The 14,178-nt window shown below is 27.7% G+C and carries 13 protein-coding genes, 2 tRNA genes and 1 rRNA gene; 12 read left to right on the top strand and 4 right to left on the bottom strand.

Annotation, left to right across the window (positions count from 1 at the left end; translation table 11 throughout):
- Nucleotides 1–110: 110 nt before the first annotated feature.
- Nucleotides 111–228 (top strand): 5S ribosomal RNA (gene rrf, locus AC4FRL_RS08260).
- 11 nt (nt 229–239) lie between these two features.
- A tRNA-Phe gene (locus AC4FRL_RS08255) sits at nt 240–315 on the top strand.
- A gap of 33 nt (nt 316–348) precedes the next feature.
- Here the strand turns inward: AC4FRL_RS08255 and bcp are convergent.
- Complete coding sequence (gene bcp / locus AC4FRL_RS08250) at nt 349–816, bottom strand: thioredoxin-dependent thiol peroxidase (protein WP_491139757.1); 468 nt, start codon at nt 814–816, stop codon at nt 349–351.
- A 305-nt stretch (nt 817–1,121) separates the two neighbouring features.
- Between bcp and AC4FRL_RS08245 the strand changes: the two genes are divergently transcribed.
- The 7 genes from AC4FRL_RS08245 to AC4FRL_RS08215 all read left to right on the top strand — a co-directional run bounded on the left by AC4FRL_RS08245 (nt 1,122) and on the right by AC4FRL_RS08215 (nt 9,461).
- Entirely contained in the window at nt 1,122–1,868 is a 747-nt protein-coding gene (locus AC4FRL_RS08245; protein WP_491139756.1) for a peptidylprolyl isomerase, read from the top strand.
- A gap of 297 nt (nt 1,869–2,165) precedes the next feature.
- The gene (locus tag AC4FRL_RS08240; RefSeq protein WP_491139755.1) at nt 2,166–2,987 is read left to right on the top strand and encodes an ABC transporter permease; all 822 of its coding nucleotides are present in this window, start codon (nt 2,166–2,168) and stop codon (nt 2,985–2,987) included.
- Nucleotides 2,988–3,005: 18 nt separating this feature from the next.
- On the top strand, nt 3,006–4,178 hold the full coding sequence (locus AC4FRL_RS08235; protein WP_491139754.1) for an ABC transporter ATP-binding protein: 1,173 nt from the start codon (nt 3,006–3,008) through the stop codon (nt 4,176–4,178).
- 13 nt (nt 4,179–4,191) lie between these two features.
- On the top strand, nt 4,192–5,475 hold the full coding sequence (locus AC4FRL_RS08230) for a glycosyltransferase (RefSeq protein WP_491139753.1): 1,284 nt from the start codon (nt 4,192–4,194) through the stop codon (nt 5,473–5,475).
- 18 nt (nt 5,476–5,493) lie between these two features.
- Nucleotides 5,494–6,729 carry a glycosyltransferase gene (locus AC4FRL_RS08225; protein ID WP_491139752.1) on the top strand — a complete coding sequence of 412 codons (1,236 nt, stop codon included), beginning with the start codon at nt 5,494–5,496 and terminating at the stop codon, nt 6,727–6,729.
- 13 nt (nt 6,730–6,742) lie between these two features.
- Nucleotides 6,743–7,924: an ABC transporter ATP-binding protein gene (locus AC4FRL_RS08220; protein ID WP_491139751.1), complete on the top strand. Its 1,182-nt coding sequence runs from the start codon at nt 6,743–6,745 to the stop codon at nt 7,922–7,924.
- Nucleotides 7,925–8,033: 109 nt separating this feature from the next.
- Entirely contained in the window at nt 8,034–9,461 is a 1,428-nt protein-coding gene (locus tag AC4FRL_RS08215) for a glycosyltransferase (RefSeq protein ID WP_491139749.1), read from the top strand.
- A 50-nt stretch (nt 9,462–9,511) separates the two neighbouring features.
- On the opposite strand, the gene AC4FRL_RS08210 is transcribed toward AC4FRL_RS08215, so the two are convergent.
- Both AC4FRL_RS08210 and AC4FRL_RS08205 read right to left on the bottom strand, forming a co-directional pair.
- A complete protein-coding gene (locus tag AC4FRL_RS08210) occupies nt 9,512–10,165 on the bottom strand; it encodes an HAD family hydrolase (RefSeq protein WP_491139747.1) in 654 nt (217 codons plus the stop codon).
- An 85-nt stretch (nt 10,166–10,250) separates the two neighbouring features.
- A complete protein-coding gene (locus AC4FRL_RS08205) occupies nt 10,251–11,600 on the bottom strand; it encodes a [Fe-Fe] hydrogenase large subunit C-terminal domain-containing protein (RefSeq protein ID WP_491139746.1) in 1,350 nt (449 codons plus the stop codon).
- Between the two features lie 236 nt (nt 11,601–11,836).
- On the opposite strand from AC4FRL_RS08205, the gene AC4FRL_RS08200 reads away from it, so the two are divergent.
- Nucleotides 11,837–11,965: a hypothetical protein gene (locus tag AC4FRL_RS08200; RefSeq protein ID WP_491139745.1), complete on the top strand. Its 129-nt coding sequence runs from the start codon at nt 11,837–11,839 to the stop codon at nt 11,963–11,965.
- A gap of 63 nt (nt 11,966–12,028) precedes the next feature.
- Here the strand turns inward: AC4FRL_RS08200 and AC4FRL_RS08195 are convergent.
- A tRNA-Pro gene (locus tag AC4FRL_RS08195) sits at nt 12,029–12,104 on the bottom strand.
- A 163-nt stretch (nt 12,105–12,267) separates the two neighbouring features.
- On the opposite strand from AC4FRL_RS08195, the gene AC4FRL_RS08190 reads away from it, so the two are divergent.
- Nucleotides 12,268–12,558: a hypothetical protein gene (locus AC4FRL_RS08190; RefSeq protein WP_491139744.1), complete on the top strand. Its 291-nt coding sequence runs from the start codon at nt 12,268–12,270 to the stop codon at nt 12,556–12,558.
- A 184-nt stretch (nt 12,559–12,742) separates the two neighbouring features.
- Nucleotides 12,743–14,053: a C40 family peptidase gene (locus AC4FRL_RS08185; RefSeq protein ID WP_491139743.1), complete on the top strand. Its 1,311-nt coding sequence runs from the start codon at nt 12,743–12,745 to the stop codon at nt 14,051–14,053.
- Nucleotides 14,054–14,178 lie beyond the last annotated feature (125 nt).

Raw genomic sequence — 14,178 nt, 5'->3', positions numbered from 1 at the left:
GTGTAAGCATGGTAACATGTTCAGCTGACCGATACTAATAGATCGAGGGCTTGACCAAATATAGTAAATTAAATATGTGCAATTTTGAAAGAACAAAGTTCTTTTAAACATCTGGTGATGATGTTCTTTAGGGTAACACCCGTTCCCATTCCGAACACGACGGTTAAGCCTATAGAAGCCGATGGTACTGCACGGGAGACTGTGTGGGAGAGTAGGTGGTCGCCAGGTTTTTATTTTATGGCTCGATAGCTCAGTCGGTAGAGCAGAGGACTGAAAATCCTCGTGTCGCTGGTTCGATTCCTGCTCGAGCCACCAAAAGCTTAGTGAATATTCACTAAGCTTTTTTTATTAGTTTAATTCTTTTAATTTTTCTAAAATCTTTTCTACATGACCTTTAACTCTTACTTTTCTAAATTCTGCTATTAATATTCCATCTTTATTTATTAGGAAAGTACTTCTTTCTACACCCATATATTTTTTTCCATACATATTTTTTTCTTTTATTACATCATACAATTGACATACTTCTTCCTTAGGGTCGCTAAGTAATGTAAATGGAAGAGAAAGTTTGTTAATAAATTTATCGTGAGAACTTAAAGAATCTTTAGAAACACCTAAAACTATAGTATCTAATTCATTAAATTTATTAATATTATCTCTAAAGTCGCAAGCTTCAGTAGTACAACCTGGAGTGTTGTCTTTAGGATAAAAATAAAGGATTATATTTTTCCCTCTATAGTCTTTTAAAGAATGTTCTTTATTGTCTGAACCCATAAGCTTAAAATCTGGAGCTAATTTGTTTATTTCAATTGCCATAAAAATCCTCCTTAATATAAATGATAAATATTTAGCATGAATATTTAATTAAATATATTATATAATAGTGATTATTAATTATCAATAAATAAGGATATATTATTATATCCAATAGTACTTACTTATTATTAAAAATTAACTCTATTAATAGTAAAAATTTTTAATTAAATATTTGAGAGTTTTTTAATGAACTATAAAGTTATATTATATATTAGGAAAATACTCAGAATTTCTTTTTAATTCCTTAAATGTATGTTAATATATGAAGTATAGAAAAAACTTTAATTAAAAAGGAGATAATACATATGGAAAAGAAAGTTTTAGCAACAGTTGGAAACACAGAAATAACTTCAGACTATATAGATGAGATAATAGCAAGATACCCAGCACAACAACAAGCTATGCTTGCAAGTGAAGAAGGTAGAAGACAAGTTTTAGAGCAAGCAATTGCTTTTGAATTAATGTCAGAGTTTGCAAAAGAAACTGGTTTAGATAAAACAGAAGAATTTAAAGATCAATTAAATAAGTTTACAAAAGAATTATTAGCTCAAATGGTAATGCATAAGACTTTATCTTCAGTTACTGTTACAGATGAAGAAGCAAAAGCTTTTTATGAAGAACATAAAGATAGATTTGTAGAGTTAGAAACTGTAACAGCTAAGCACATCTTAGTTCCTTCAGAAGAAGAAGCTAAGAAAGTTGAAGAAGAAATAGCTTCAGGAAGCATATCTTTTGAAGATGCTGCAAATAAATATTCAAGCTGTCCTTCAAAAGAGCAAGGTGGTAACTTAGGCTCATTCTCAAAGGGAATGATGGTTCCAGAATTTGAAGATGCTGCATTTAATTTAGAGTTAGGAGTAGTTAGTGCTCCAGTTAAAACTCAATTTGGATATCACTTAATAAAGGTTGAAGATAAATCAGAAGCTAAGACTAAGTCTTTTGAAGAAGTTAAAGACCAAGTTGTTAATATGTTAATTCAAGAAAGACAACAAAAGAAATATTTAGAATTAATAAAAGAATTAAGAGATAAATATGGAGTTAAATTAGCTTAATTTAAAAGTTTTTAAAAGTTAGATGCAATTTTGCATCTAACTTTTTTTGTGTATTAAATATAAGAAATGTTAATAATAAAATTGATTACAATAAATATTTGTATTTTTATATGCTTATATTTTGAAGAATTTTTTTAAATATAAATTATTTTTTTAAAAGAAATATTAATTTATAAGAAAAGTAGTAAATTAACTTTATATTTTGTCATTTTGTAAGACAAAAGTATAAATATTAATAGAGTATTTGTGGTATAATTAGGTTTAGTTATTTTACAAAAAAATAGATTATAAGCAGAGGTGAACAACTTGAAGGATTGGCTTGAGATTGAGAAAAGTATTTTTTCTCATTGGAGAATGATATTTAGCATATCCAAGAAAGAATTTAAAAAAGAGTTTGCTGGTTCTAAGTTAGGAATGGCATGGGCTATAATTAGACCCCTAGCTATGATAACTGTTTTCTGGATGATATTCTCGACAGGAATGAGAACAACTAGCTCAAATGTACAGGTTAATTACTTAGTATGGCTAGTATCAGCGTACATACCATGGATATTTATTTCAGACGTAATTATGTCAGGTGCAGGTTCCATAAGGGTTAACTCCTTTTTGGTTAAGAAGGTTAAATTCCCTGTAGAAATATTACCTACCATTAGGATAGTAATTAGTTTTTACACATTTTTAATTTTGTTAGTAATAAGTTTTATAATATTTGCCATAAATGGTAACTTAGATTTAATAAACATACCTAAACTTATTTATGCAATAATAATAACTGTAATATTTTTAGCGGCCTTATCTAGATTATTAGCTACATGGGTAGTTATGTCTATTGATATATTACATGGAATATCTGTATTTATGCAATTTTTATTTTGGATGTGTCCTGTTATGTGGCAAGCTGGAGAATTACCTGTTGGAGCTAGTATGCCTTGGATTGAAAAAATATTAAAATTAAATCCATTATATTATTTAGCTGTTTTGTTTAGAGATGCATATTTAGGTACACATACAGTAGGAGTAGCATATGGAATTTATTTCTGGGTAGTTACTATACTATTATTCATATTTGGCTCTAAAGTATTTAAGAAATTTAGACCAGAATTTGATGATGTTTTATAAAAAAGAGAGGTACAGAATATGTCTGTTGCTATAAGAGTTAAAGATTTGACCAAAAAATATAAACTATATCAGAAAAGAGCTGAAAAAATAGGAAATATTTTTGGTAGAGAAAAGAATATAAAGGAATTTTATGCATTAAAAGGAGTTTCCTTTGAAATAAATAAGGGAGAGTGTGTTGGTATTATCGGTCACAATGGGGCCGGTAAATCAACACTTTTAAAATTGCTAACAGGAGTTGCTTTTCCTACTTCAGGCGAAATTGAGATAAATGGTAGATTGGCTTCTATGTTAGAATTAGGTTCAGGATTTAATCCGGAGCTTACAGGTATGGAAAATATTTATTTTAATGGAAGTTTAAATGGTTTAACAAAAGAAGAAATAGATGTAAAATTAAAGGATATACTTGACTTTGCAGACATTGGTAAGTTTATAGAGCAACCTGTAAAGAATTATTCAAGCGGTATGTTTGCTAGATTAGCATTTGCAGTAGCTATTAATGTAGACCCTGACATACTTATAGTTGATGAAATTTTATCAGTTGGTGATGTAGGGTTTCAAGTTAAGTGTATGGAGAAATTTAATGAGTTTAAGAAAAAGGGAAAAACTATACTTTATGTTTCACATGGGCTTGGAACTGTTAAGAAGTTCTGTGATAGAGCAATTTGGTTACAAAAAGGTAAGGTTGTAGATGATGGTAATTCAGTAATTGTAGTAGAAAGATACTATAATCTTAATTTTAACCCTGCAAATATAGAACAGTTAAAAGACCATAAAAGCGACATAATAAATAGTATAAAAATCACATCTAATGTTAAGAAGGTAAAATATCTTGAAAAAATAGATTTAGATGTTAATTATGAGATTATTTCAAATAAGTTGAAAGAACCTAACATAGTTTTAGAGTTTAGAAAAACAGATTATGAACCAGGAACAACTAGAGGAAATGATCAGTTTGTTTGTGGTATAAATAGTAAAGACCATATGAAAAATCTTCCTTTTAATTTAGGATTAAATAAAATAAATGTTTCATTAAACAGAATTAATTTAGTTGCAGGAGTTTACTATATTGATTTTGTCTTAAGAGATGGTGAGGAAGAAGTTTATAGAAAAATAAATGCGTATAGTTTTACTTTGAATGATAAGTATAGAGGGGAAGGATTCCTTATACTTGGACATTCTTGGGGTAAGTAATCGGAGGAATAGTATGAGCGTAGTTAGAATTGCTAGGAGAACCACGGAAGTTCTTAGAGAAGATGGGTTAGTTGAAGTAATGAAAAGAGTTTTAAGATATATAAAAAGACGTCTTAGAACTAAATTAGATAATAATGCTATAACTTATAGAAAAAATTATGAAGAGGGTAATGCCATATTTCATGATATTTTAAAAAATGAAAAATTTAAAGCTATAGTTGTTTTTGATTCAAGAGTTGGATGGAATATACCTTTATTTCAACGTTCACAACATATGGCTAATGAGCTTACAGATGATGGATATCTTTACTTTTATAGAACATCAGAACAGTTTGACCCACATATAAAAACTGTTGAGAAGCTTAAAGATAGACTTTATTTAGTTAACATGGCTAATTTTGCTTGGCAAAATGCTATGTTTGACCTTTTAAAAGAATATAAAGGTCATAAGTTTTTATCTCTTTACTCAACAGATGTTTATCTAGATGAGGAATATATAAAAGAAAAGTACACAAATAATGGATTTAAGATAATTTATGAGTATATAGATGAACTTTCTGATGAAATATCAGGTCATTTACCTGATTTTGTTTATGATAGACACAAACATATTATAGAAGATAAAACTAATATTGCTGTAGGTTCAGCAGATAAGCTTATAGAGGAAATTGAAGAAATTAGAGGAAATGAAAATGTTGCAATGATAACAAATGGGGTTCAATATGACCATTGGCAATATAGAAGTGATGAGGTTCCTGATAAGCTTAAAGAAATAGTAAACAAGGGAAATCCTATAATAGGATATTTTGGTGCTTTAGCAAAATGGTTTGATTATGAGCTTATTAAAAAAGTTGCTAAGGAAAGACCAAATTATGAAATAGTATTAATAGGATTTTTATATGATAATAGTTTTAAGGATAGTCAAGTTGAAGAAATTGAAAATGTTCATTATTTAGGTATTGTTGACTATAAAGAACTAAATAGATATTCACAGTACTTTACAGTATCAACTATCCCATTCTTATTAAATGATATAACAGAATCTACAAGTCCTGTTAAACTTTTTGAGTATATGGCAATGGGTCATCCTATAGTTACTACGGATATGAGAGAGTGTAGAAAATATAAATCCGTATTAATTGGAAAGAGTCATGAAGACTTCATAGAAAAATTAGACTTTGCACTAACTCTTGATAAAGAAGATGAATACTATAGTTATCTAAAAGAAGAAGCTTTAGAAAATACTTGGAAAGAAAAAGCTGCTATATTAGATAGATTAATAGATAAAAATATTTAATAATGAGAGGGTAATAGTATGAGTTTAAAAAGAAATATAAAAAATTTATTAAGACCTGTATTAAAGCCAATGTTACTTAAATACAGAGAAAAAGGACATGAAGACCAAAAGCAAATATTCTTTGATGAAATAACTGGGGCTATAAAAAATGGCAATTATGATGCTATAGTTATTTTTGATGTTTATTTTGGCTTCGAGGTTAAGATGTTTCAAAGACCTCAGCATATAGCTTTAAATTTAGCTAAGGAGAATGTTTTATATTTTTATAAAGCTTCACCTTATGTTGATAAGGATATTCAAACCTATAAAAAGATGGAGGAAAATCTTTATTTAGTTAATACAGATTTATATTGGCTACAAGAATGTTTAATAGATATAGTGTCTCAAAGTGGAGTTCCTGCCTTTGGTCAAATATATTCAACTTCCTTTGTTGAGTATGACAGTTGGTTAAAGAAATTTACAGATAGAAACTTTAAGATAATATATGAATATGTTGATGATTTATCAGATGATATTGCAGGCTTTAAAATATCAGATGAAATTAAAGCAAGTCATAAGAGAATGCTTAGTGATACAGAAAAAGTTTATGTGGTAACTACAGCAGATAAGCTTTATCAAGAGGCTAAAGAGATTAGAGGAGAAAATAAATTAGCTCTTGTAACAAATGGAGTACAATATGAGCATTTTGCTAATATTGACTGTACTAAAGTTCCAGATAAGATGAAAAATATCCTTAATAAGAAAAAAAAGATAATAGGATATTTTGGGGCTTTAGCTAGCTGGTTTGATTATGACCTTATAAAAGAACTTTCAAAAGAGTTTAAAGATGATTACGAAATAGTTTTAATAGGAATAGATTATGATGAATCTTTAGGAAAAAGTGGAATATTAAAATTAGATAATGTTCATTATTTAGGAACTGTTAATTATAATGAGCTTCCAACTTACTCTAAATTCTTTAATGTTTCAATAATTCCTTTTGTGGTAAATGAAATAACAGAAGCTACTTCACCAGTAAAATTATTTGAATATATGGCTTTAGGAAAACCTATAGTTACAACAGCTTTACCAGAGTGTAGAAAGTATCAATCACCTTTAGTTAGTGATTCACATGAGGATTTTATAAATAATATTAAAAAAGCTAGTGAATTAGAAAATTCTAAAGAATATATAGAACTTCTTAGAAAAGAAGGAAATCAAAATACATGGAGACAAAAGGCAAAAGACATTAAGGAGCTTATACTAAACTCTTAATGGAGGAGAAGTAATGGAAAAGGCAATAGAAGTAAAAAATCTCTGTAAAAATTACAGAGTTTATGACTCAAAGTCAAGTAGAATAAAAAGCATAATAAATCCTTTTGCAAAAAAAGAGGTTAAGGAGTTTAAGGCCTTACAGGATGTTTCTTTTTATGTTGATAGAGGAGAAATAGTAGGTATTATAGGTAATAATGGAGCAGGTAAATCTACTTTACTTAAAATATTAACAGGAGTTTCTTTTCCCTCATCAGGAGAAGTTAATGTTAATGGAAGAGTTTCTTCTTTATTAGAATTAGGTACTGGATTTAATCCAGAGCTTACAGGAGAGGAAAATATATATTTTAATGGAAGCCTTATGGGATTAACTAAAGAAGAGGTTGATAATGTTAAAGATAATATAATAGAATTTGCAGATATAGGAGAGTTTATAAATCAACCAGTAAAAAGTTACTCTAGTGGTATGTATGCTAGATTAGCCTTCGCTGTTGCTATAAACATTAATCCTGATATACTTATTGTAGATGAGATATTATCTGTAGGAGATGTTGGTTTCCAAAAAAAATGTATGGATAAATTTAATGAATTTAAGGAAGCTGGGAAAACTGTTCTTTATGTATCTCATGGTCTTGAAACTGTTCAAACCTTTTGTGAAAGGGCTATTTGGCTTGAAAAAGGGCATGTTGTTGATATTGGCCCTTCTTTTGACATAGTAGAAAAGTATTATGATAAACTTATGAAAAGTGGAGATAAGGAAGAAGTTGAGGTAGGAAAATTCGTAGAGCTTATTAATGTAGAAATAAAAAATAAGAAAAAGTTTTATGAAAAAGGTGATTCTATAGACCTTTCTATTGAATATGAAGTTTTTAATCCTTCTGTTAAAAATGCTGGTATTACAATTGAAATGAGAAGAGCTTATAGAGAGCCTTGTGAATATAGAAATGCAGACCAATTTATTTTTTCTGTAAATAGTAATGTAGATGAGTTTTCTATACCTTGGAAAAAAGGAAAAAACAAAATCACTTTTAAAATTGATTCTTTAGATGTTAAAGAAGGAATTTATTACTTAGATGCTATATTTTCAGAAAGTCAAAATCTAGTTGCATTAGAAACACAAGAAAATGTAGTTTCTTTTGAAGTTAAAAATGAAGGAGAATCTGAAGGTTTTATATTCTTAGATTCAACTTGGAAATAAATAATAGAGGATATGACCATAAAAATGGATTATATCCTCTTTTGTGTATTAATTATAAGACAAATGTTAAAATTTATAATATTAAAGGCTTATTATAAGGAGAATTTTTATGAGTAATATTTTTGAAACAATGTTAAAAAAAGATATTAATGATTTTACCTATGAAGAAAAAAGAGAATTAAATCTTTTTCTTATAGAAAAATTAAATCTTAATGAACTTATAAATTCTAAAATGAAGCTTACTAAGGAAATAGACGAGAATGGAGAAGAAAAGTCTTATTATAAAAATGAAATAACAGAGGAGGATATATTATCAGGAAAATTTAATGAAATATGTTCTAAAGCTTCTAAATATATTGAAGATGCAATAAGTTCAATATTATTTGAAACACAGTTTAACTGTTTTTATGAAAAGATAAAAAGCATATTAGAAATAGAAGATTTCGAAGAAATTGTAGTTTTTCATGGTTCCTTTGGATGGAATATAGAGATGAAACAAAGACCTCAACATTTAGCAGAAGCCCTTAGTAATAAAAAAATCTTATATATATATAGAAGTGATTCTAAAAATGATGATATATATTCTATAAAAAAGATAAAAGATAACTTATATGTTTTAAATTTAGATTTATATAGCTTAAACGTAGCTTTTTTTGAGGCTATAAAGGATATCAATAAAGCTAAATTTGTACATGTCTATGCAACTTGCTTGAATTTTGTTGATTACGAAAAGATAAAATCTTATATGGATAAGGGCTTTAAGGTTATATATGATTTTGTTGATGAACTATCTAGTGAAATAAGTGGTTATAGTATAACTGACAAAATGATTGAGGACCATAAAAAGCTTTTAAGAGATACTAAAAATGTATTAGTACTTTCAACAGCAAAAAAATTAAAAGATATTGTAGATGATTTTAGAGGACAGGATGAAAATAATATTTTAGTTCCTAATGCTGTTAATTTAGAGGATTTTAACAAAAAATATACTGTTGGTGAAAAAATTAAACCTATATTAAGAAAAAGAAGACATATAATAGGTTATTATGGAGCCTTAGCTAAATGGTTTGATTATGATTTAATTGAAAAATTAGCAAAGGAAAGAGAAAAGTATGAAATAGTTTTAATAGGGATGAATTATGATGGTTCCTATGATAATAGTAATTTAAAAAATTATGAGAATATATCTTATCTTGGAATGATTGATTATGACGATTTAATAAATTACTCAAAGCATTTTGACGTATGTATGGTTCCTTTTATAAAAAATGATATAACTGATTCAACATCACCTTTGAAAATTTTTGAATATATGGCTTTAGAAAAACCTATAGTTACAACAGATATAAATGAATGCAAAAATTATGAGTCTTGTATAGTTTCTAAGAATTCTGATGAATTTTTATTAAATATTGATAAGGCTTTAAAGCTAAAAAGAAGACATAGAAGCTATTTTAATATTTTAAGAAGCGAAGCTAAAGAAAACACATGGAGTAGCAGAGCAAATGAAATTAAAGAAGCTATAAAAAAAATATAAAAAAAGCTCAATTTTAATTGAGCTTTTTTTCTTTAAATTATGTACTTTACTTAATTTATAAGTAAATCTTTAAAGGAATCTATGTATTCATGTACTAGTTCTTTTATTTGAGATTTTTCTTCTTCAGATACTGTATGTTCTTCTACAGCGAAAACCTTCATGCCAGCACTAAGAGCACCTTTAACAGCAGGAAGGATATCTTCAAATACTGCACATTCTTTAGGTTCTAAGCCTAATCTTTCAGCAGCTAATAGATAAACATCAGGAAAATCCTTTCCTCTAGGAACTTCTCCTGTAATTGTTATAGAATCAAATAGGTGAAATATATCATTTTCTTTTAAACAAACCTCTAATAAAGGATATGAATTACTAGTTGCTAATCCTATTTTTATATTTGATTTTTTTAGTTGCTCAAGAAATTCTCTTGCACCAGATTTAAGTTTTATATTATTTTTATATTCTACATAAGCCATATCATGCCATGTTTTCATTATTTCTTCTTCAGAACTTTCAATATTAAATCTTTTTTTAAAGTATTTAGCAACCTCTTTAAAGCCTAAATGTGTAATTTCTTCTTTTAAGTTTTTAGGCACTTCTAATCCAAGATTATTTAAATAATCCTCATCAATTTTAGCCCAAACATCCATAGAATCAACTAATGTTCCATCTAGGTCAAAAATAACTCCTTTTATATTTTTAAGCATTTATTGCCTCACCCCCAAAATACAGTTTAACATATAAATGCTAATTAAGTTAAGAAGAAATATTTTTAACTAATTAGGTAGCTTTTTAAAATTCTCTTTCAAAAATAGATATTTTTTCTTTATCTTCAAAGTCTTTTAAGGATTTTATTCCAATTCTTAATAAAATTTCATCCATTATAGGACTATGAGTGGAAATTTTAATAGGTGATTTTTTAGCAAGTTTTTCTACAGCTTCTTTTCCTAAAGATGAATCAATAATTCTTTTAGGACCACCAACACATCCACCAATGCATCCCATACCTTCTATAAAATTAGCTTTTACTTCTTTATTTTGTACCTTTTTTAAAAGTTCTTTACACTCTTTAACTCCATTTCCTTGTACTGCTTTAAATATTTTTCCTTTAGAAGGATAAAGCTCCTCTACAACTTCTTGTATAGCTTTAGATACTCCACCAGTTTTAGCATAAATTCTTCCTCCCTTTGAGGCATATTCTATAGAAGGAATACCTTTTAAATTTTTAGGTTCTATCTTTAAAGCTTCAAATAGCACTTTTACTTCCTCGAAGGTTAAAACAAAATCTATGGCTCCTAGTAAATCTTCTTCTTTAGCTTCAGCTTTTTTAGCTATACATGGGCCTATAAATACTACTTTACTTTTAGGGTTTAGTTTTTTTATAACTCTACCCATAGCTATCATTGGTGAAACTGAAGGAGACACATCTTTAACTAAATCATTATAAGATTTTCTTAAAAGTGCTACCCATATAGGACAACAGCAAGAAGTAATTAGTATATCTCCATTTTTTTCTACATGATGATTAAATTCAAGAGCTTCTTTTATAGATAACATATCAGCTGCAAAGGCAACTTCAATCATGTCTGAAAACCCTACCTTTATAAAGGCTTCTCTTAGCATATCTAAAGATACATCTTCTCCAAATTGGCCAATAATAGCTGGTGCTACAATAGCAATAACAGGTTTGTTATTTTTAATTAATTCAAGAAGAGGGAGAAGTTCTACTTTATCTAAAAAGTGTCCATTTTCACAAAAATCAACACAAATACCACAGTTTTCACATAAATCTTTGTCTATATATTTACTATTATCTATAGGGTCAACTACTATAGCATCAAAAGGACAGAGGCTTTTGCAATCTCCTGTGCAATCTTTTGAGCATTTTCCTTTTAAAAAGGATATTTTATCATTTAAATTATTTTTGATTTCATAAGAGGTTATAGCCTTTTTTATTTCATAAGGAGAAGTTTTAGATACATTGTTTAAAGAAATTCCACATAAAGAGCAGATAACTTTTAATCCTTCTTCTTTATTTGAAAAATTTTCATTTAGTATATTTTCTAATTTTTCCTCAAAGGAATCTTCATTGTAGTAGGAATAAATAAGTTCGTTAAGTAAATTTTTATATTTTTTGTGCATAATAAATTAAATCATCATAAATTAAAATTTTTATAGATGATTCTCTCCTTTCTATTTATTTTTCTTTTGATTAAGTTTTTATAGGTAGAAAATTTATAGAATTTTAGGAAAATAATTTTTATAAAGTTATTATGTACAAATTTTAAAAATGTATTATTAATTGAATAATGAAAAAGAAATTTGGAAAGCATTTAATAATAAGTTATAGATTATAAAAGGAGAGTGTAGTAAAGATTATGATTTTTATAATAGCTATTTCAATATTATACCTTTTTTATTTTTCTTTATTTAAAATGGCTTCAAAAGAAGATATATATTTAAAGGAAGCTTTTGAAATGTATATTAATGAAGAAAATAAAAGATAAGTATCTTTCATATAATAAAGAAAGATTTTTATAAAAAAAAGGAATTGCTTTTGCAATTCCTTTTGGTCGGGGTGACAGGGATCGAACCTGCGACCTCATGGTCCCAAACCACGCGCGCTCCCATCTGCGCCACACCCCGGCGACATTTATTATTATATGAGAAAAAAATATTATTGTCAACAAAAAAATAAAAAAAATTTATAATATATATTTATAATATATAAAATTATAATATTTCATATTTTGCTATGGATGTTATAATGTTATTTAGAATTTAAAATTAAGATGATGAGGTGAAACTAATGAAAATAAGTTCAATTATTATTTTAGCAGCTAGTTTTTTATTAATAGTTGTAGGGATAATATTATTTGCAAACAAAAAGAGATTTGAAGGAGAAAATCAAAAAGGTAAATATAGTGCAAAATACATACAATGTAATGCTATAGGAAATATTCTTATAGGACTTGCAGGAACTATTTTAGGGGTTATAGATAATTTTGTTAGTGGAAATTCTATAAAAATTATCTTTGTTATAATCTTGATTGGAGGTTCTATAATACAAAGAATTATTGGAAATAAAATCTCAAAATAGGATAAATATGGCATAAAAAGTTAAAAAAGTGTAAAAATAGTGAAAAAAATATATTTATTTAACAAAAAAATGACAAAATTATATTGTTACAAAAAGGTTTCAAATGATATAATGTATAGGTGTAAAACTTTTAACATAGGGGAGGGATGAGTTCCTATTTTTCATTAAATGGGGGCAAGTAGATATGAAGAAAAAAATAATTTCAACAGTTCTTGCTGCTACAATGGCATTTGGAGTAGGACAAAGTGTATTCGCAACTCCACTTACAGATGATCAAAAGCAACAAATGGAACAAAGTCAAGATAAATATGCAGATATAAATAGTAAGATAAGAGAGTTAGAAGATAAAATAGATGGATTAACAGAAAAGATAGAACCTTTATTTTTCCAAGTAGAGAAAAATAAAGAGGAGATTGCTAAGACAAAGGAATCGATTTCAACTGTTAAGGTTCAAATTGATGAATCAAAGCAAAAGATAGAAAAACAACAAGAAGTTTTAGGTCAAAGAATAAGAGCAACATATAAAAGTGGTGGACAAGCGACTTATTTAACAGCTTTATTAGATTCTAATGGAATAGGAGACTTTTTATCAAAAGTCCAAGCTATAAGTAGAGTTATGGGCATGGATAAACAAGTAATTGACCAATTAACTTCAGAAAAGGACAAACTTGATAGTCAAGTTAAAGAATTAGAAGATAAAACTAAGGAGTTAAATGACCTTAACTCAGAAACTCAAACTAAGATAGATGAATTAAACAAAATGAAAGCAGAGCAAGAAGTTGCTATAAAAGATATGAAAGCAGAGCAAGAGAAGGTTGTTGGAGAATTAGCTCCATTAGAGAAAAAATTAATAGAACCTTGGACTGCTAAGATAAATGAAAATAGTTCAATAACTGATTTAAATCAAGCTGTTACAGCTTTAACTGGATTAAGAAATCAAATAAAAACTCCAGAAGTAGATGCAGAGGCTGCTCAAGCTATAGAAAAAGCTAAGGATTTAATTGAAACTAAGAAATCACAGGAAACTGTAAGTAGTGCACCTAATAGAGGAGGAGATGTAAATGCATCTTCAAGCCAATCAAGCAGTAGCAGTAATAGTGGTAGTAGCAGTTCTTCATCAAATAGTGGAACAACAGTAGCACCACCAAGTTCAGGAGCTGCTTCAGCTGTAGTATCTTATGCATATCAATTCATAGGAAAACCATATGTATATGGTGCTGTAGGTCCTGATGCCTTTGACTGTTCAGGATTTACTAGCTATGTATATAGACATGCAGTAGGTAAGGAAATTACTAGAACTACTTACTCACAAATAACTCAAGGTAGACCTGTATCTAGAGATCAGTTACAACCTGGAGATTTAGTATTTACTAATGGAGTGGGTCATGTTGGAATATATGTAGGAGATGGACAAATGATTCATGCTGCTAGACCAGGTGTTGGTGTAATAGTAGGACCTATATATAATTATTCATCAGCTAGAAGAATATTATAATTAGATTGTTTATGCCAAATAGCTATTTAAGCTATTTGGCATTTTTTAATTTTTCGATTAAGTATATAATATAAAATAGAAGATTAAATATATTATAAATATTTTTATATATTTTATGATAATTA

The sequence above is a fragment of the Clostridium sp. TJA032 genome, assembly GCF_058310275.1.
The sequence above is the reverse complement of the archived record's forward strand: the minus strand, read 5'-3'. Positions and strand labels throughout refer to the sequence as shown.

What these genes read in the sequence shown, in the direction of transcription:
- AC4FRL_RS08185 (WP_491139743.1), top strand. Translation starts at nt 12,743, where the DNA reads ATGAAGAAAAAAATAATTTCAACAGTTCTTGCTGCTACAATGGCATTT.
- AC4FRL_RS08200 (WP_491139745.1), top strand. Translation starts at nt 11,837, where the DNA reads ATGATTTTTATAATAGCTATTTCAATATTATACCTTTTTTATTTTTCT.
- AC4FRL_RS08220 (WP_491139751.1), top strand. Translation starts at nt 6,743, where the DNA reads ATGGAAAAGGCAATAGAAGTAAAAAATCTCTGTAAAAATTACAGAGTT.
- AC4FRL_RS08235 (WP_491139754.1), top strand. Translation starts at nt 3,006, where the DNA reads ATGTCTGTTGCTATAAGAGTTAAAGATTTGACCAAAAAATATAAACTA.
- AC4FRL_RS08210 (WP_491139747.1), bottom strand. Translation starts at nt 10,165, where the DNA reads ATGCTTAAAAATATAAAAGGAGTTATTTTTGACCTAGATGGAACATTA.
- AC4FRL_RS08215 (WP_491139749.1), top strand. Translation starts at nt 8,034, where the DNA reads ATGAGTAATATTTTTGAAACAATGTTAAAAAAAGATATTAATGATTTT.
- bcp (WP_491139757.1), bottom strand. Translation starts at nt 816, where the DNA reads ATGGCAATTGAAATAAACAAATTAGCTCCAGATTTTAAGCTTATGGGT.
- AC4FRL_RS08225 (WP_491139752.1), top strand. Translation starts at nt 5,494, where the DNA reads ATGAGTTTAAAAAGAAATATAAAAAATTTATTAAGACCTGTATTAAAG.
- AC4FRL_RS08205 (WP_491139746.1), bottom strand. Translation starts at nt 11,600, where the DNA reads ATGCACAAAAAATATAAAAATTTACTTAACGAACTTATTTATTCCTAC.
- AC4FRL_RS08230 (WP_491139753.1), top strand. Translation starts at nt 4,192, where the DNA reads ATGAGCGTAGTTAGAATTGCTAGGAGAACCACGGAAGTTCTTAGAGAA.
- AC4FRL_RS08245 (WP_491139756.1), top strand. Translation starts at nt 1,122, where the DNA reads ATGGAAAAGAAAGTTTTAGCAACAGTTGGAAACACAGAAATAACTTCA.
- AC4FRL_RS08190 (WP_491139744.1), top strand. Translation starts at nt 12,268, where the DNA reads ATGAAAATAAGTTCAATTATTATTTTAGCAGCTAGTTTTTTATTAATA.